Here is a 17,848-nt window from a genome sequence, read left to right on the forward strand (position 1 = left end):
CGGGAGCGTCAGCGCTTCGTCGCGAAGGACACCGCGAGGTACTTCTTGCCGTAGGCGGTCTCGTTCGGGCGGGCCTTGCTCGCGTAGGTGGCCGAGAGGAAGAACCGGCCGTCCGCGTAGAGGAGTTCCGCGCCGGTGATGGAGAAGCTGGTCTCGATGTCCCGGTTGCCCTTGTCGGACGGGGTCTCCAGGAGCAGCGTCTCCTTCATCGTGCCCGCGTTGACGGAGACGATCTGACCGCCCTTGTCGTACGGCGGGACCTTGTACGCGATGATGTCGCCGCCGTCCATGCGCAGCGGCATCAGCGTGTAGCCGTCGCCCGCGTCGGCCTTCTCCGCCGCCATCCGGCCGGTGGCGAGGTCGAACGCGACGATCTCGTTCGTCTCGTCGCCGTACTCGCCGGTGGAGCCGTCGTGCTCCTCGGTCGGCACGTAGAGCCGGTCGTCGCCGACGAGGACCTGCGAGCACTCCTCCACCGACGTCGAGCCGCAGCGGGCCGCGTAGCGGTCGGCGTTGGCGGAGATCTTGGTACGCAGCTTCCCGGTCTTCTCGTCGATCGAGAAGAAGTCCGAGATGCTGCTGCCGTCGTCGGCGGCGTCGCCGACGTTGGCGGCGACGACCAGCGGCTTGGTCGAGACGACCGACGCGTACTTCACGCCGTTCGGCATCTTGTACTGGGAGAGCGGCTTGCCCGACACCGGGTCGAGGTTCTGCACGAGGACGGACTCGGCGCCGTACTGGCCGCACTTGCGGACCGCGACGAGCCCGGCGCCGCCGCCGTACCCCATGTCGTAGCAGTTGTCGTCGCCGGTCTGCGGCTTCCAGCGGACCTTGCCGGTGGCCGCGTCGAAGGCGGCGCCGCCGTCGGTGCCGCCGGCGGCGACGGTGCCGCCGCTGAGCGTCACCTCGCTGAACCGCGCCTTGTCGTCGCCGCCGCCGCTGACCGAGGCGGACCACAGGAGCTTGCCGGTGGTCAGGTCGAGCATGCCGACCTGGTTGCAGCTCTGGTAGTAGCGGGGCGCGACGCGCTTCTTCTCCTCGAAGAGGATCGGCACCTTGTGGTCGGCCGACACGTGCCGGGACGCGCCGCAGACCTGGCCGGCCAGCGGGACGGTCCAGGCGACGGCGCCGGTGGCGATGTCGTAGCCGACGACCGAGTTGACGCCCGTCTTCACGAAGTGCTTCTCGGTGAGCCAGGAGCCGTCGACCGGCGTGGTGTCGGGCACCTTCGGCACGTCGATGCGGAAGGCCAGGGACGCGCCGGTCGACGCGCCGGGCTTCTCCTTGCCGTTGCCGCCGAGGCCGCTGCCGCCGGAGCCGCCGCCGGAACCGGCCGCGTCGCCGCCGCCGGCCGGGGACTGGCTCGTGCCGCCGGTGGGCTTGGCGTCCGGGGGCGTGTCCTTCTGGGAGTTGGCGTACCAGATGCCGCCGCCGACGATCAGCGCGACGGCCACGACCGCCGCGATGACGATCTGCGCCTGCGCCGACAGCTTCTTCCCGCCGCCCGGCGGGACCGCCGCGGGCTGCTGCGGCGCGGTCGGGTAGCCGTACGGCTGCTGGGGCTGCTGCGGCTGGTTGGGGTAGCCGTACGGCGGGGGCACCGGCTGCTGGTACGGCGGCTGGGCCTGCGGCGGCTGCGGCGGCTGCTGGCCCGGGTGGCCGTAGCCCGGCTGCGGGGGCTGCTGCGGGTAGCCGTAGCCGGGCCCGCCCTGCGGCGGCGGGGGCGTCGGCGCGCCGAAGCCGCCCTGCTGCGGGTCCTGCGGGGCGCCGAAGCCGCCCGCCGGCGGCGGGAAGCCGCCGGGGGGCTGGTTCGGGGGCTGGTTCGGCGGCGGAGGGGGTGGCTGGGTCATCGGTCCGCGTACCTCACTTGCTGAAGCCCATCATCGTCTTGGTCTCCTTCTCCTCGGCGTCGTTGGTCGCCGAGACGCGGCCCGCCGCGATCACGAAGGTGCCGTTGCCGTAGGCGTAGCCGGCGCTGAAGAAGCCGCTCTCGATCTGCGCGACGGACACCGGGTGCTTGAGGAGGATCTTCGGCGCGCCGCCGGCCGGGGCGATCGTCGCGACCGCGCCGCCCTTGTCGTACTTGGGCGCGACGTACACCAGGACCTCGCCGCCCTCCATCCGCAGCGGCGTCATCTGCTGCTCCTCGGGCGCCTTCGAACGCCACTTCGGCTTGCCCGTCTTGAGGTCGAAGGCGACGACCTCGTTGGAGGTGCCGTAGGAGGTGTCGGTCGCCATGTAGAAGGTGTCGCCGGCGGCGGCGACACCGGTGCAGCCCTGGAGGTTGCGGCCGAAGATGACCAGGCCGCCGCCGCAGCGCGGGGCGAACTTGTCCTTGCCGCCGCCCTGGATCTGGGAGCGGACGGTGCCGTTCGGGTTGAGCGCGACGATCGACCACTTCTTCTGCTCGCGCTGGAAGGCGGAGACGACGAGCGGGTTCACCGAGTAGACCTTGTCGACCTCCCAGGTGGCGGCCAGCCTGTAGGTCCACTTGGCCTTGCCCGTGTTGGGGTCGACCTCGCTGACCGTGTGCTGCTCCTTGCTGGGGTCGGAGGTGCGGCACTGGTTGGCCGCGATCAGCCGGGTGGCGTCACCGGCGTACGCGTACGGCTTGCAGTCGCCGGTGGGGCCGGTGAAGACCTGGCGGCCGTCGGTGAGGGAGAAGCCGTAGGCGCTGCTGCTGCCGGCGGCGGTGACGGTGTTGCCGCCGATGGCGAGGGTGTTGTCGGAGAAGGCGAAGAGGCCGGTCGGCTTCGGGACGGCCTTCTTCCAGCCCGCCTTGCCGGTCTTCAGGTCGATCTGCTGGAGCATCGTGCACTTGGCGCCGTCCTTGGCGCTCTCCTCGTACCCGAAGACCATCAGGCCGTTGGCGCCCGGCTGGGCCGGGGCGGCGCACAGCTTGAACGGCACGTCGACCGACCACTTCTTGGTGCCGTCGGCGAGGCTGTAGCCGGCGACGCCCTTGTACATGGCCTTGACGACGGTGTCGCCGACGATCCAGGGGCCGAAGACCTCGGAGCCGTTGCGGGGCAGGTCGACGTCGTTGGTGGTGAGGAAGTTGACCTTCGCCTCGCCCTCCTGGCGGGCGGCGTTGAGGTCGTCCTCGCCGGAGCCCTTGTCGCCGTCGCCGGAGCCGTCGCCCTGGTCGACCGACTCGGTCGGCTTCGGCGCGGCGGTGGCGCTGGAGGCACTGGCCGTCGGGCTCGCGACGGTCGGCTCCTCGTCGTCACCGCCGCCGACGACGGCCCAGGTGGTGACGGCGGCGACGGCGACGACGGCCGCCGCGACGGCCGCGACGAGCGCCGTGCGCTTCTTCTGCCCGCCGGCGGAGCCGCCCACCGGGGCCATCTGGCCCGGGTACGGGGGCGGGGTCTGCCCCGGGTAGCCGCCGTAGGGGCCGCCCTGCGGCTGCCCGTACGGCCCCGGCTGCTGCTGGCCGTACGGCCCCGGCTGCCCGTACGGGCCCGGCTGCTGGCCGTACGGTCCCGGCTGGCCGGGCTGCTGCGGATAGCCGTACGGACCGGGCTGCGGGGCCTGCTGCGGGTAGCCGTAACCGGGCTGGCCCTGCGGCGCGCCCTGCGGAGGCTGCGCCGGCGGCTGGGCCGGGGCCTGCGGCGGCGTGGGCGGCATCTGCGGCGGCTGGGCCGGCATCTGCGGCGGGACCGGCGGCGTGCCGCCCTGGTTCGGATCCTGGGGAGCTCCGAAGCCCCCCGGCGGCTGGTTGCTGGGCGGCTGGGTCATCAGCGCTTCCCCCTTGCTGTGAGCGGGTTTTCTTTCTACCACTCACGAGGTGGCGCAAAAGCGACCGGTCCATCCGTTGTGCCCAAGGGAGGACCGGTCCGTGATGCCGTCGTTATGCGTTCTCGGCGAGTTCGAGCCAGCGCATCTCCAACTCTTCACGTTCTCCCGCGAGTTCCCGCAACTCCGCGTCGAGCTTCGCGACCTTCGCGAAATCCGTCGCGTTCTCGGCGATCTGCGCGTGCAGCTTCGCCTCCTTCTCGGTGATCTTGTCGATCTGCCGCTCGACCTTCTGGAGCTCCTTCTTCGCGGCGCGCGCGTCGGCGGCGGAGACGCCGGCGGCGGGCTGCGCGGCGGGGGCGGCGGGCGCCGGGGCCGCCGCCTCGATCATCCGCCGGCGCCGCTCCAGGTACTCGTCGATGCCGCGCGGCAGCATCCGCAGGGCCCGGTCGCCGAGCAGGGCGAAGGTGCGGTCGGTGGTCCGCTCCAGGAAGAACCGGTCGTGGGAGATGACGATCATGGAGCCGGGCCAGCCGTCGAGCAGGTCCTCCAGCTGGGTCAGCGTCTCGATGTCGAGGTCGTTGGTGGGCTCGTCGAGGAAGAGCACGTTGGGCTCGTCCATGAGGAGGCGCAGCAGCTGGAGGCGGCGGCGCTCACCGCCGGAGAGGTCGCCGACCGGCGTCCACTGCTTCTCCTTGCCGAAGCCGAACTGCTCGCACAGCTGCCCGGCGGACATCTCCCGGCCCTTGCCGAGGTCGACCCGGTCCCGGATCTGCTGCACGGCCTCCAGGACGCGCAGCTGCGCGGGCAGCTCGGTGACGTCCTGCGAGAGGTAGGCGAGCCGCACGGTCTTGCCGACGACGATCCGGCCGGCCGGCGGCTGCTTCTCGCCCTGCGAGACGGCCGCATCCGCCAGTGCCCGCAGGAGTGAGGTCTTGCCCGCGCCGTTGACGCCGACGAGGCCGACGCGGTCACCGGGGCCGAGCTGCCAGGTGAGGTGCTCCAGAAGCGTCTTGGGACCGGCGGTGACGGTCACGTCCTCCAGGTCGAAGACGGTCTTGCCGAGGCGCGCGTTGGCGAACTTCATCAGCTCGCTGGTGTCGCGGGGCTCCGGCACGTCCGCGATGAGCGCGTTGGCGGCCTCGATGCGGAAGCGGGGCTTGGAGGTGCGGGCGGGCGCGCCGCGCCGCAGCCAGGCCAGCTCCTTGCGGACCAGGTTCTGCCGCTTGACCTCCTCGGTGGCGGCGATCCGCTCCCGCTCGGCCCGGGCGAAGACGTAGTCGGAGTAGCCGCCCTCGTACTCGTACACGGCCCCGCGCTGCACGTCCCACATGCGGGTGCAGACCTGGTCGAGGAACCAGCGGTCGTGGGTGACGCAGACGAGCGCCGAGCGGCGGTTCTGGAGGTGGCCGGCGAGCCAGGCGATGCCCTCGACGTCCAGGTGGTTCGTCGGCTCGTCGAGGACGATCAGGTCCTGGTCGTCGATGAGGAGCTTGGCGAGCGCGATGCGGCGGCGCTCGCCGCCGGAGAGCGGGCCGATGACCGTGTCGAGGCCGTTCTCGAAGCCGGGCAGGTCCAGGCCGCCGAAGAGGCCGGTCAGCACGTCCCGGATCTTGGCGCTGCCGGCCCACTCGTGGTCGGCCATGTCGCCGATGACCTCGTGCCGGATCGTGGCCTTCGGGTCGAGCGAGTCGTGCTGGGTGAGCACCCCGAGCCGCAGCCCGCCGCTGTGCGTGACCCGGCCGGTGTCGGCCTCCTCCAGGCGCGCCAGCATCCGGATGAGGGTGGTCTTGCCGTCGCCGTTGCGCCCGACGACGCCGATCCGGTCTCCCTCGGACACGCCGAGCGAGACCCCGTCGAGCAGGGCACGGGTGCCGTACACCTTGCTGACGTTCTCGACATTGACCAGGTTGACGGCCACGTTGACTCCAGTGCGGGGTGATCGATCGACGTCCCAGGGTACGTCCACGGCCCCGGGCGGCGTCTCACGAGCGGCGGCGGTACCCGGGCCGGTCGACCAGCAGCCAGCCCGCCAGGGCCATCGCGACCGCCGCCGGGGCCGTCACCCGCACCGCGACCAGGGTCGCCGTGTGCCCCTCCAGCAGGCCGCCGAGGCCCGTCATCGACAGGCCCAGCACGCCCAGCAGGGCCAGCGTGATGCCGAGCGCGGCGAGCGGTCCCGAGCCGCCGGAGCGGGGCACCGGCGCCGGGGCCTCGAAGCGGCGGAAGACCGCGACCAGCAGGGCCGTCAGCAGCGCCGCCGCCGCCAGCCGGAGCGGCAGCTGGGCCCACCAGGCGCCGGTCGCCGGCTCCGGCAGGCGTACGCCGAGCGCGAGCATCCCGCCGTACACGCCGAGCATCGCCGTCAGGTGCCACAGGAACGCGGTCATCGCGATGCCGTTCGCCGCGACCACCGCCCGCCAGACCCGCGCCCGCGCCGCGAACCGCGCGCCCGGGCCGCGCAGCAGCTCCACCGCGCCGATCAGCCACAGGCCGTGGCAGAGCAGCGCCAGCGTCGGCGGCGCCATGTTCGACACCTTCTCGCCGGGCATCCCGACCATGGACAGCGGGTACGGGCCGAGCGCCACGAGCAGGGCCGCGCCCGCGAGCCCCGCGCCGGCCAGGAGCGCCGGGCGGCGGATCATGCCGTCGGCGCGGAGGAAGCCCAGCTGGTGGACGGCGAGCCAGACGAAGGCGAAGTTCAGGAACTCGACGTACGGGACCCCGGCGGCGAACCGCAGCACGTCGACGAGGACGGCGGCCCCGGCGAGCCCCGCGAAGGCGCCCCAGCCGTACCGCTCGTGCGCCCGCAGCAGCGGCGGCGTGAACGCGACCATCGCCAGGTAGATCCCGATGAACCACAGCGGCTGGGTGACCAGCCGCAGCGCCACCCCGGTCAGCCCGCCGTCCGCGCCCGCCCACTGGAGCAGCAGCGCCGCCGCGCCCCACACGGCGACGAACACCATCGTCGGCCGCAGCAGGCGCCGCAGCCGGGCCCGCAGGAAGTCGGCGTAGCCGGGGCGGGAGCGGTGGGCGAGGGCGTGCGCGAAGCCGCCGACGAAGAAGAAGACCGGCATGACCTGGAGCGCCCAGGTGAGGACCTGGAGTCCGGGCACGACGGCGAGCAGGTTCCCGACCCCGTCGGCGGTGACCGCCGCCATCAGCCAGTGGCCGAGGACGACGACGCCGAGCGAGACGACCCGCAGCAGGTCCACATACCGGTCGCGCGCCGCCGGGGTGGCGGCGGCGAGCTCACGCGCGCTGATTCCCATGCCGGTACGGTCCCGCGGACCGCACCGGCGCCGACAGGGCGCGGGTACTCAACTCCCGGCTGAGTAGCCCGCGTCGGGGCGCCGGCGGCGGGGGCTCAGGCGAGGAGGGTGGCGCCGGGGGCCGGGGAGGTCGCGGTGTGGGTGGCGCGGCAGGTGCCGGAGGCGCGCAGGGCGTCGGCGACCTGCCCGGCCGCCTCGGCGTCCTTCACCAGGAACGCGGTCGTGGGTCCCGAGCCGGAGACCAGGGCCGCGAGGGCGCCCGCCTCGGTGCCGGCCGCGAGGGTGGCGGCCAGCGAGGGGCGCAGGGAGAGCGCCGCGGGCTGGAGGTCGTTGGCGAGGGCGCCGGCCAGGGCGACGGTGTCGCCGCAGGCGAGGGCGGCCAGGAGCGCCGGGGAGGCCGCCGGCTCGGGCACGTCGACGCCTTCGGCGAGGCGGTCGAACTCGCCGTAGACGGCCGGGGTCGACAGTCCGCCGTCGGCGACGGCGAACACCCAGTGGAAGGGTCCGGCGACCGGCAGCTCGGTCAGCCGCTCGCCGCGGCCGACGCCGAGCGCCGCGCCGCCGACGAGGCTGAAGGGCACGTCCGAGCCCAGCTCGGCGCAGATCTCCAGCAGGACCTCGCGCGGGGTGTCCAGGCCCCACAGGGCGTCGCAGGCGAGGAGCGCGCCGGCGCCGTCGGCGCTGCCGCCGGCCATGCCGCCGGCGACCGGGATGGCCTTGGCGATGTGCAGGTGCACGTCGGGGGTGCGGCCGCGCCGGGCGGCGAGGAGGGTGGCGGCGCGGGCCGCGAGGTTGGAGGCGTCCAGCGGGACCTGGTCGGCGTCGGGGCCCTCGCAGGTGATCCTCAGCCGGTCGGCGGGGGTCGCGGTCACCTCGTCGTACAGGGAGACCGCGAGGAAGACGTTGGCGAGGTCGTGGAAGCCGTCGGGGCGGGCCGCGCCCACCGCGAGCTGCACGTTGACCTTGGCGGGCACGCGTACGGTCACCGCGTTCATGCCGTCTCCTCCGGCTTCTCCGGCGTCCGCGCGCGGTCCTCGTCGCTCCGCCGCTCCGCGTGCGGCGCGTGCTCCGCGATGCGGGCGAACTCCTCGACGGTCAGCGCCTCGCCGCGCGCCTGCGGCGAGATCCCGGCCTTCACCAGGGCCTCCTCGGCGGCGGCCGGGGAGCCGGCCCAGCCGGCGAGGGCGGCCCGCAGGGTCTTGCGGCGCTGCGCGAAGGCCGCGTCGACGACCGCGAAGACCTCCGCCTTGCTCGCCGTGGTGGCGATCGGCTCGGTGCGGCGGACCAGGGAGACGAGGCCGGAGTCGACGTTGGGCGCGGGCCAGAAGACGTTGCGGCCGATGGCGCCGGCCCGCTTGACCTCGGCGTACCAGTTCGCCTTGACGGAGGGGACGCCGTACACCTTGTTGCCCGGTCCGGCGGCGAGCCGGTCGGCGACCTCGGCCTGGACCATGACGAGGGTCCGCTCGATGGTCGGGAAGCGGTCCAGCATGTGCAGCAGGACGGGCACGGCCACGTTGTACGGGAGGTTGGCGACGAGCGCGGTCGGCGCCGGGCCCGGCAGCTCCTGGACCAGCATGGCGTCGGAGTGGACCAGCGCGAAGCGGTCCTTCCGCTCCGGCATCCGGGCGGCGATCGTCGCGGGCAGCGCGGCGGCCAGGATGTCGTCGATCTCGACGGCGGTCACCCGGTCGGCGGCCTCCAGGAGCGCCAGGGTGAGGGAGCCGAGGCCGGGCCCGACCTCGACGACCACGTCGTCCGGGCGCACGCCGGCCGTGCGGACGATGCGCCGGACGGTGTTGGCGTCGATGACGAAGTTCTGGCCCTTCTGCTTCGTGGGGCGCACGCCGAGGGCGGCGGCCAGCTCACGGATGTCGGCGGGGCCGAGGAGGGCGTCGGGGCCGTCGGGGCCGGTGGTGGTGCTCACCGGTACAGCCTAGGCCCTGTCGGGCGCCTCACCCGAAAAGCCTCCGCCCGCAGTGCGGCCAGGGTCCGGCGCCGCGCTGCACGTACAGCTTCTTCGCCCGGTACGTCTGCTCGGCGGCGGGCGCGTCCTGGGCGACGCCCTTGCCGCCGAGGGAGCGCCAGGTGCCGGGGTCGAACTGGTAGAGGCCGCCGTACGTCCCCGAGGGGTCGACGGCGTCCGGACGCCCGCCGGACTCGCAGGCGGCGAGGGCGCCCCAGTTCAGGCCGTCGGCGCCGGCGACGGACGAGGGCAGCGGGCGGGTGCCGACGCGGACCTTGCGCGAGACCGGCTCGCGGACCAGCTCCTCGCCGGTGCGGCGGGGCCGCTGCTTCACGCCGTTGACGGTCCTGAGGTGGTACGTGATGCGGCGCAGGCCCGGGACGCCCTGCCGGTCGACGACCTCGGTGCCGGCGAAGAGCCCGGGGTCGCGGATCCGCTCGACGGCGTACGGGACGGCTTCCTCGCGGGTCTGGGTGGAGCCGGTGATCCGCAGCACGGTGATGGTCTGCCCGTCGCGCGGGAACGCCTCGCGGGGCACGGAGGTGGTGTCCTCGCCGCCGAGGGTGATGCCGGCCTCGTCGAGGGCCTCGCCGACGGTGGCGGCGTTGGTGCGGACGGTCCGCTCGCGCCCGTCGGCGAGGAAGGTGACCGCGCGTTCGGTGCGGACGTCGAGGGCGAGGCCGGTGCGGGAGATGGCGGCGGAGCGGGAGACGGAGAGGTAGGCGCCCTCGGCGCGGACGCCGAGCTGGCGCAGGGCGCCGTCGACGGTGTCGGCGGTGGTCCACACCTGGCGGCGCCGGCCGTCGAGGGTGAGGGCGACCGGCCGGCCGTACCGGAGGACGATCTCGTCGCCGCTGGCCAGCGGCTCGCCGGGGGCGGGGGCGACGAGGTCGTGGGCGCCGACGGTCAGGCCCTCGTCGGCGAGGAGTTCGTCCACGTCGTCGGCGAAGGTGTGCAGGGTGCGGGGGACGCCGTCGACGGAGAGCCGGACGGCCTTGTCGTCGGCGACGAAGGCGGAGGTGCCGCCGGCCAGGAAGGCGACGACCAGGGCCTGCGGGACGAGCCGCCGCAGGCCGTCCCCGGCGGGCCGGGCGGCCTTGCGGCGCCGGGCCCCGCGGCGCGCGGCGGCCCGGCCGCCCTGCGCGGGGACGGGGGCGGGCGCGGGAGCCGGGGCCGGGGCGGGACCTGCGTGCTCCACGGCGAGGAGGGTGGGCTGCTCGTGGAGGGGCAGCGTGGCCGCCGCCCCCCGCCGTCCGGCGCGGTGACTGCCCTGGGAAGTGCTCACGAGGCCGGGACCCTAGCCCCGATGCCCGTCACTCTCCAAAGCGACCCGGCCACGATGCGTAACCGTTATGCGGCGGGTCCCCTCCGCGGGCGAGGGCCCTCAGTAGTCGAAGGCGCGGGCCGTGTTCACGGCGATCGCCTCCGCCATCGCGGTCTCCTCGATCCCGCGGACCTCGGCCATCGCCCGCACGGTGACGGGGATCAGGTACGGGGCGTTGGGGCGGCCCCGGAAGGGGGCCGGGGTGAGGAAGGGCGCGTCGGTCTCCACCAGGACCAGCTCCAGCGGGGCGACGGCGAGCGCGTCCCGCAGCGGCTGGGCGTTCTTGAAGGTCACGTTGCCGGCGAAGGACATGTAGTAGCCCTTGGCGGCGCAGATCTCCGCCATGGCGGCGTCGCCGGAGTAGCAGTGGAAGACGGTCCGCTCCGGGGCGCCCTCCTCGTCCAGGACCCGCAGGACGTCGGCGTGCGCCTCCCGGTCGTGGATGACGAGCGTCTTGCCGTGCCGCTTCGCGATCTCGATGTGGGCGCGGAAGGAACGCTCCTGCGCGGCCATGCCCTCGGGGCCGGTGCGGTAGAAGTCGAGGCCGGTCTCGCCGACCCCGAGGACGTGCGGGAGGGCGGCGAGCCGGTCGATCTCGGCGAGCGCGTCGTCGAGCGCCGCGTCGCCGCCCGCGTCCCTGGCGCCCTGCCGGGACCAGCCGTCGGGATCGCCGAGGACGATCCGGGGCGCCTCGTTCGGGTGCAGGGCGACGGCCGCGTGCACGTTCTCGTACCGCTCGGCCGTCTCGGCGGCCCACCGGGAGCCCTTCACGTCGCAGCCGACCTGGACCACCGTCGTCACGCCGACGGCGGCGGCCTTGGTCAGCGCCTCCTCGACCGTCCCGGACTGCATGTCCAGATGGGTGTGCGAGTCCGCGACCTCCACGAGGAGGGGTTCGGGCAGCGGCGGCGGGGCGTCCTTGGCACTCATGGTCCGATCGTACGAGGGCCGGGAACGCGTCCGCGCGGCGGTTTCGGTGCCGGTATCGGTATCAGCGCCGGTGCCGGTCTCAGTGGCGGGAGCGGAAGGGGTGCAGCAGATCGGAGAGGTGCCAGTGGTGCGGGACCGGGGGCGTCTCGGCGGGGGACGAGCCCCCGGTGGTCTGGCCGACCGGCCCGGCCGGCGAGACGGGCCGGTTCTCCTTCGGCCCGCTCCCGTGGTGCTCCATCGAGGCGATCAGGTCGAGGACGGTGGACACCTGCCCGGCGCGCATGATCCGCACCACGTGCCCGCCGCAGTTCATGCAGGTCGGGTTGGAGAGCGGTGAGGGCACCCGCTCGCCGTCCGCCTTGTACACGACGAACGCCTCACCGCGCGCGTCCGTGTGGTGCTCGATGTCGTAGGACTGCTCCCAGCCGTACCCGCACCGCATGCAGGCGAAGGCGTACGCCTCGTGCGCGACGGGCGTTCCGGTGCCGGTGGTCTCGCTCATGCCAGCTCCTCTCCACTGGATCCAGTGGACGCCTTTTCGGGCCGGAGCGCATCAGTACGGAAGGAAGCATGGAGCGCTTTTGGGCGTTCCCTTGCCAAGCGCCCGGTCATCGGCTCGCGGCGCCGGATTCGGCTTTGCCTTAAAGGTTATCCCTTTACCGATTCCAGGGCCTTTCCGGAGTTTCCCCGGACCTTTCCGGCCCGCCTCCCCCGGCCTTTCCCGGACCCTTCCGCGCCCACTCCCCTCCGGGGCTCAGGTCGCGTTCTTCGCGGCGACCACCGCGTCGAAGACCTGCCGCTTGGGGAGGCCCGCCTCGGCGGCCACCGCCGCGATGGCCTCCTTGCGGCGCTCGCCGGCCTCCTCGCGCACCTGGACCCGGCGGACCAGTTCGGCCGCGTCCAGCTCCTCCGGGCCGGTCTCCGGGGCGCCCTCGACGACGACCGTGATCTCGCCGCGTACCCCTTCCTTCGCCCAGGCGGCCAGCTCGCCCAGCGGGCCCCGCTTGACCTCCTCGTACGTCTTCGTCAGCTCGCGGCAGACGGCGGCGCGCCGGTCGGCGCCGAAGACCTCGGCCATCGCGTCGAGGGTGTCGTCGAGCCGGTGCGGGGCCTCGAAGTAGACGAGGGTGCGGCGCTCGGCCGCGACCTCCCGCAGCCGGCCGAGCCGTTCGCCGGCCTTCCGCGGCAGGAAGCCCTCGAAGCAGAACCGGTCCACCGGCAGCCCGGACAGCGCCAGCGCGGTGAGCACGGCGGACGGGCCGGGGACGGCCGTCACCTTGATGTCCGCCTCGACGGCGGCGGCGACCAGCCGGTAGCCGGGGTCGGAGACGGACGGCATGCCCGCGTCGGTGACGAGCAGCACCCGCGCGCCGCCGGCCAGCGCCTCGACCAGCTCGGGCGTCCGGGCGGACTCGTTCCCCTCGAAGTAGGAGACGACCCGTCCCGTGGTGTGCACGCCCAGCGCCCGGGTCAGCCCGCGCAGCCGCCGGGTGTCCTCGGCCGCCACGATGTCCGCGCCCTCCAGCTCGGCGACGAGCCGGGGCGGGGCGTCCGCGATGTCGCCGATGGGGGTGCCTGCGAGTACCAGCGTTCCTGTCACCCGCCCATCCTCCCAGGCGCCGCGCCCGCGGCGGCGCCCCGTACCGCCCGGACAGGCGACGCGCACAGGCGCAGTCCCTACGATGGCGCGGTGACCCGTACCGCACCCGAGGCCCTGGAGGGCCAGCACTCCATGGCGAAGACCGTGGCCGAGCCCTCGTCGTGGCAGCTGCGGCTGCGGCGCTTCGGCTACCGCCCGCCCGCCGCCGGCACGCTCTCCCTCGGCGCCCGGGACCGGCTCGACCCGCCGTACACCCGGCCCTCGCCGCGGGTCACGTCGCTCCTCGGGCTCGGCCCGGCCGCCGCCGACCGGCTGTGGCGGCTGGCCGCGTGGGGCGGCCCGCTGCTGGTCGCGGCGGTCGCCGGGGTGCTCCGGTTCTGGAACCTGGGCCATCCGCACCGGGTGATATTCGACGAGACGTACTACGCCAAGGACGCGTGGGCCCTGATCAACCAGGGGTACGAGGGGGCCTGGCCCAAGGACATCGACAAGGTGATCCTGAGGGAACCCGGCTCCGTCGTCATCCCGACCGATCCCGGGTACGTCGTCCACCCGCCGATGGGCAAGTGGGTCATCGGCGTCGGCGAGAAGATCTTCGGCTTCGAACCGTTCGGCTGGCGGTTCATGGTCGCGCTCCTCGGCACGCTCTCCGTCCTCATGCTGTGCCGGATCGGCCGCCGCCTCTTCCGCTCCACCTTCCTCGGCTGCCTCGCCGGACTGCTGCTCGCCGTCGACGGCCTGCACTTCGTGATGAGCCGCACCGCGCTGCTCGACCAGGTGCTGATGTTCTTCGTGCTGGCCGCCTTCGGCTGCCTGGTCGTCGACCGCGACCGGGCGCGGAAACGGCTCGCCGCCGCGCTGCCGGAGGACGACGAGGGCGTGCTCCGGCCCGACGCGGAGATCGCCGAGACCCTGCGGCTCGGCTGGCGCCCGTGGCGGATCACGGCCGGCGTGATGCTGGGCCTGGCCGCGTCGACCAAGTGGAACGGTCTGATCTTCCTCGCCGCGTTCGGCCTGATGACCGTGCTGTGGGACGTCGGCGCCCGGCGCACGGCGGGCGCGGTCCGCCCGTACCTCGCGGTGCTCAAGAAGGACGTGCTGCCCGCGTTCGTGTCCACGGTGCCGGTCGCGCTCGCCGCCTACCTGGCCACCTGGTCCGGCTGGATCGCCTCCGACAAGGGCTACTTCCGGGACTGGGCCGCCAAGCAGGACGCCCTGCCGGGCGGCGGCGGCACCTGGTCCTGGATGCCGCAGTGGTGGCGCAGCCTGTGGCACTACGAGACCGAGGTCTGGGACTTCCACGTCAAGCTGACCTCGCCCCACACGTACGAGTCCAACCCGTGGTCGTGGCTGATCAACGGCCGCCCCGTGTCGTACTTCTACGAGTCCCCCGCCCCCGGCACCGCCGGCTGCCCGGCCGGCACGACGGAGAAGTGCGCCCAGGAGATCCTCGCCCTCGGCACCCCCCTGCTGTGGTGGGCCGGCTGCTTCGCCCTGCTGTACGCCCTCTGGCGCTGGATCTTCCGCCGCGACTGGCGGGCGGGCGCGATCCTCTGCGCCTTCGCCGCGGGCTGGCTGCCCTGGCTGCGCTACCAGGAGCGCACCATCTTCTTCTTCTACGCCGTCGTCTTCGTCCCCTACCTGTGCCTCGCGGTGGCGATGATGATCGGCGCGATCGTCGGCCCGAAGGGCTCCACGGAACGCCGCCGCACCTTCGGCGCGGTGGCCGCGGGCTGCCTGGTCCTCCTCATCGTCTGGAACTTCATCTACTTCTGGCCGATCTACACGGCGACGCCGATCCCGATGGACCAGTGGCGGTCGCGGATGTGGCTGGACACCTGGATCTAGCCGCGCGGACGTGACGGCTGCGGGGAAGCTGCTCGACAGTTGTCAGTGGCGGCTGCTTGACTCGACGGTCCACACGGGGAGGGAACGCAGTCATGCGCAGTGGAGTGAAAGTCGGTGTCGTCGGGGGCGTGTTCGCGGTCGTCGCGGGCGGGGTCGCGTACGGGGGGTACAACCTCTGGAACGGGATCACGGGAGGCTCCCAGGACATCGGTACGCGGGCGGCGCCGCGGACCGGGCCGCTGACGGGGGAGGAAGTGACCGCGACCGCGCGGGACTTCCTCGCCGCCTGGGCCGGCGGTGAGGCCGAGCGGGCCGGGCAGCTGACGAACGATCCGGTGACGGCGGGGCCCGCGCTCGCCGCGTACCGGGAGGGGGCCGGCGTCTCGGAGGCGGAGATCACGGCGGGGACGCCGACGGGGGCGGTCGTGCCGTTCACGGTGAAGGCGACCGTGACGTACGAGGGGGTGTCGAAGCCGTGGACGTACCAGTCGAAGCTGACCGTCGTGCGCGGCGAGTCCACCGGCCGGCCGCTGGTGCGCTGGACGCCGGCCGTGCTGCACCCGAAGCTGACGGCCGGCGCGACGCTGCGGACCGGCGAGGCGAAGACGCCGCAGGTGAAGGCCGTCGACCACCGGGGCGTCGCGCTGCCGCCGGAGAAGTACCCGTCGCTGGTGCCGGTCCTGGACGCGCTGCGGCAGCGGTACGGGGCGAAGGCGGGCGGCGAGGCGGGGGTCGAGACATGGATCGAGACCGCCGACGGCACGCCCGGCAGCACGCTCCTGGTGCTGTCGGCGGGCAAGCCCGGTGAGCTGCGGACGACGATCGACGCGGGCGTGCAGGCGGCGGCGGAGAAGGCCGTGAAGGACTTCCCGAAGGCGGCCGTGGCGGCGGTCGAGCCGTCGACCGGGGCGATACGGGCGGTCGCCAACAACCCGGCGTCCGGCTTCAACACCGCCTTCCAGGGGCAGCAGGCGCCCGGCTCCACGATGAAGATCGTGTCGGCGGCGATGATGATGCGGCACGGGGTCGCCGGGCCGGACGACGCGGTGGAGTGCCCGCCGACCGTGGAGTGGGACGGGTACACCTTCCAGAACCTGGACCGCTTCTCGACCCGCGGCGACCTGACCAACGCGTTCGCCCGGTCCTGCAACACCGCCTTCATCAAGGCGATCACCCCGCTGAAGCTCAAGGGGATCCACAACACCGCGCTCGGCGACACCGCCCGGGACTGGTTCGGGCTCGGCGAGGTGTGGTCGGTCGGGGTGACGACCAGCGACGGGTCCGTGCCCGAGTCCAGCGGCACCGAGACCGCGGCCTCGTACATCGGCCAGGGCCGGATCACGATGAACGCGCTCAACATGGCGTCGGTCTCCGCGACCGTGAAGAACGGCGGGTTCCGCCAGCCGTACCTGGTGCCGCGGGACGTGGACGGACGAAAGTTCGCCGAGGCCGAGCCGCTGCCGGGCGAGGTCGCGCGCGGCCTGCGGACGATGATGAACGCGGCGGCCACCGCGCCGCAGGGCACGGCGCGGGAGGCGATGGCCGGGGTGCCGTCGCCGAAGGGCGCGAAGACCGGCTCGGCGGAGGTCGGCGACCAGGCCGACTCCAACAGCTGGTTCACCGGCTACTCCGGCGACCTCGCCGCGGCGGCCGTCGTCCAGTCCGGCGGCCACGGCGGCGACGCGGCGGGCCCGGTCGTGGCGCGGGTGCTGAAGGCGGGCTGAGTCGGCCGGGGCCCTGCGGGGTCCCGGCGGGGTCCCGGCGGGGGGCGGAGCCGCGGCGGAAAGCGGGTCGCGTGCCCCGTACACGTACCGCTACCGTGTGCGGGCATGACGACCGACGCCTCCGCCGCCCACCCCCAGTTCGCCGCCGCCCTCGCCGAGTCGGGCCTCGACGTCGAGGTCCGCCGCTTCCCCGACGAGACCCGGACCGCCCAGCAGGCCGCCGACGCGATCGGCTGCGCGGTCTCGGAGATCGTGAAGTCCCTGATCTTCGCCGCCGACGGCGTCCCGGTGCTCGTCCTCATGGACGGGGCGTCGCGGGTGGACGTCGAGCGGGTGCGGGAGGCGCTGGGCGCCGGGGAGGTGACGCGGGCGGACGCGCGGGTGGTCCGGGAGACGACCGGGTACGCGATCGGGGGCGTCCCGCCGTTCGGGCACCGCACCCGGACCCGCGTCCTCGCCGACGAGGGCCTGCTCGACCACGACCTGGTGTGGGCGGCGGCCGGCACCCCGCACTCCGTCTTCGCCCTGCCCCCGAAGGAACTGATCGCCCACGCGGGCGCGACCCTCGCGGACGTGCGCGAGCGCACGGCGTGACGCCGCTGGTCGCGGCGGTGGTGCTGGTGGCCGCGGTCGCGCACGCGTCGTGGAACGCGCTGGCCCACCACATCCGCGACCAGCTGCTCTCCTTCACCCTGATCGCCGGCGGCGGGGCGCTGATCGGCCTGGCCCTGATCCCCTTCGCGCCGGTCCCGGCGGCGGGGGCGTGGCCGTACCTGATCGCCTCGGCCGCCCTGCACGTCGCGTACTACGCGCTGCTGATGAAGTCGTTCACGCTCGGCGACTTCGGGCAGATGTACCCGATCGCCCGCGGTACGGCCCCACTGGTCGTGACGCTCCTCGCGGCCGTCCTCGTGCACGAGGTCCCGGACGGCCGGCAGCTCCTCGGCGTGGCGGTGGCCTGCGCGGGCCTGACGGGCCTGGCGCTGTGGGGCGTACGCGGCTCGGGCGGCGCGCAGCGGCCGGCGCTGCTCGCGGCGCTCGCCACCGGCCTGTCGATCGCCCTGTACACGGTCGTCGACGGCCTCGGCGTCCGCGCCTCCGGCACCACCCTCGGCTACATCGCCAGGCTGATGGCCCTGGAGGGCCTGGTCATCCCCGCGTACGCCCTGGCGGTCCGCCGCCGCGCCCTCCTCCCCGCGCTCCGCCCGCACGCCGCCCGCGGCCTCCTCGGCGCGGCCCTCTCGGTCGCCGCCTACGCCCTCGTCCTCTGGGCCCAGACCCGAGCCCCCCTGGCCCCGATAGCCGCCCTCCGCGAATCGTCCCTCCTCGTGGGCGCCGCCATCGGCGCCGTCCTCTTCAAGGAACGCTTCGGCACCCCGAGAATCGCCGCGGCGGGCCTGATGACGCTGGGCATCGCCCTGATGCTGACGAGCGGGTGACGCGGGC

At 74.0% G+C, this 17,848-nt stretch carries 14 protein-coding genes; 4 read left to right on the forward strand and 10 right to left on the reverse strand.

Annotated elements, in window-relative coordinates; translation table 11 throughout:
• Positions 1-8: 8 nt before the first annotated feature.
• From ACFVQZ_RS05195 to rsmI, 10 genes are all read right to left on the reverse strand, one after another.
• Positions 9-1,850, reverse strand: a complete 1,842-nt coding sequence (locus ACFVQZ_RS05195) for a PQQ-binding-like beta-propeller repeat protein (protein ID WP_383619796.1) — start codon at positions 1,848-1,850, stop codon at positions 9-11.
• Positions 1,851-1,863: 13 nt separating this feature from the next.
• On the reverse strand, positions 1,864-3,741 hold the full coding sequence (locus tag ACFVQZ_RS05200; RefSeq protein WP_383619798.1) for a PQQ-binding-like beta-propeller repeat protein: 1,878 nt from the start codon (positions 3,739-3,741) through the stop codon (positions 1,864-1,866).
• 112 nt (positions 3,742-3,853) lie between these two features.
• Positions 3,854-5,659 carry an ABC-F family ATP-binding cassette domain-containing protein gene (locus ACFVQZ_RS05205; protein ID WP_030494716.1) on the reverse strand — a complete coding sequence of 602 codons (1,806 nt, stop codon included), beginning with the start codon at positions 5,657-5,659 and terminating at the stop codon, positions 3,854-3,856.
• Positions 5,660-5,723: 64 nt separating this feature from the next.
• Entirely contained in the window at positions 5,724-7,010 is a 1,287-nt protein-coding gene (locus ACFVQZ_RS05210; RefSeq protein WP_383619800.1) for an acyltransferase family protein, read from the reverse strand.
• A gap of 95 nt (positions 7,011-7,105) precedes the next feature.
• Positions 7,106-8,005 carry a 4-(cytidine 5'-diphospho)-2-C-methyl-D-erythritol kinase gene (locus ACFVQZ_RS05215; RefSeq protein ID WP_383619802.1) on the reverse strand — a complete coding sequence of 300 codons (900 nt, stop codon included), beginning with the start codon at positions 8,003-8,005 and terminating at the stop codon, positions 7,106-7,108.
• Positions 8,002-8,937: a 16S rRNA (adenine(1518)-N(6)/adenine(1519)-N(6))-dimethyltransferase RsmA gene (rsmA, locus tag ACFVQZ_RS05220; RefSeq protein WP_051787787.1), complete on the reverse strand. Its 936-nt coding sequence runs from the start codon at positions 8,935-8,937 to the stop codon at positions 8,002-8,004. Before rsmA ends, ACFVQZ_RS05215 begins: the two co-directional genes overlap by 4 nt.
• Positions 8,938-8,965: 28 nt before the next feature.
• Entirely contained in the window at positions 8,966-10,261 is a 1,296-nt protein-coding gene (locus tag ACFVQZ_RS05225; protein ID WP_030494720.1) for a resuscitation-promoting factor, read from the reverse strand.
• A gap of 99 nt (positions 10,262-10,360) precedes the next feature.
• Positions 10,361-11,230: a TatD family hydrolase gene (locus tag ACFVQZ_RS05230; protein ID WP_030494721.1), complete on the reverse strand. Its 870-nt coding sequence runs from the start codon at positions 11,228-11,230 to the stop codon at positions 10,361-10,363.
• 79 nt (positions 11,231-11,309) lie between these two features.
• Complete coding sequence (locus ACFVQZ_RS05235) at positions 11,310-11,732, reverse strand: hypothetical protein (RefSeq protein WP_030494722.1); 423 nt, start codon at positions 11,730-11,732, stop codon at positions 11,310-11,312.
• Between the two features lie 252 nt (positions 11,733-11,984).
• A complete protein-coding gene (gene rsmI, locus ACFVQZ_RS05240; protein ID WP_030494723.1) occupies positions 11,985-12,830 on the reverse strand; it encodes a 16S rRNA (cytidine(1402)-2'-O)-methyltransferase in 846 nt (281 codons plus the stop codon).
• 90 nt (positions 12,831-12,920) lie between these two features.
• Between rsmI and ACFVQZ_RS05245 the strand changes: the two genes are divergently transcribed.
• From ACFVQZ_RS05245 to ACFVQZ_RS05260, 4 genes are all read left to right on the forward strand, one after another.
• Complete coding sequence (locus ACFVQZ_RS05245) at positions 12,921-14,678, forward strand: dolichyl-phosphate-mannose--protein mannosyltransferase (RefSeq protein WP_383619806.1); 1,758 nt, start codon at positions 12,921-12,923, stop codon at positions 14,676-14,678.
• A gap of 92 nt (positions 14,679-14,770) precedes the next feature.
• Entirely contained in the window at positions 14,771-16,402 is a 1,632-nt protein-coding gene (locus ACFVQZ_RS05250) for a penicillin-binding transpeptidase domain-containing protein (protein WP_383619808.1), read from the forward strand.
• A gap of 105 nt (positions 16,403-16,507) precedes the next feature.
• Complete coding sequence (locus tag ACFVQZ_RS05255; protein ID WP_030494726.1) at positions 16,508-16,996, forward strand: YbaK/EbsC family protein; 489 nt, start codon at positions 16,508-16,510, stop codon at positions 16,994-16,996.
• Positions 16,993-17,841 carry an EamA family transporter gene (locus ACFVQZ_RS05260; protein ID WP_383619810.1) on the forward strand — a complete coding sequence of 283 codons (849 nt, stop codon included), beginning with the start codon at positions 16,993-16,995 and terminating at the stop codon, positions 17,839-17,841. Before ACFVQZ_RS05255 ends, ACFVQZ_RS05260 begins: the two co-directional genes overlap by 4 nt.
• Positions 17,842-17,848: the final 7 nt, after the last annotated feature.

The sequence above is a fragment of the Streptomyces sp. NPDC057854 genome, from assembly GCF_042797055.1.
GTDB lineage: Bacteria > Actinomycetota > Actinomycetes > Streptomycetales > Streptomycetaceae > Streptomyces.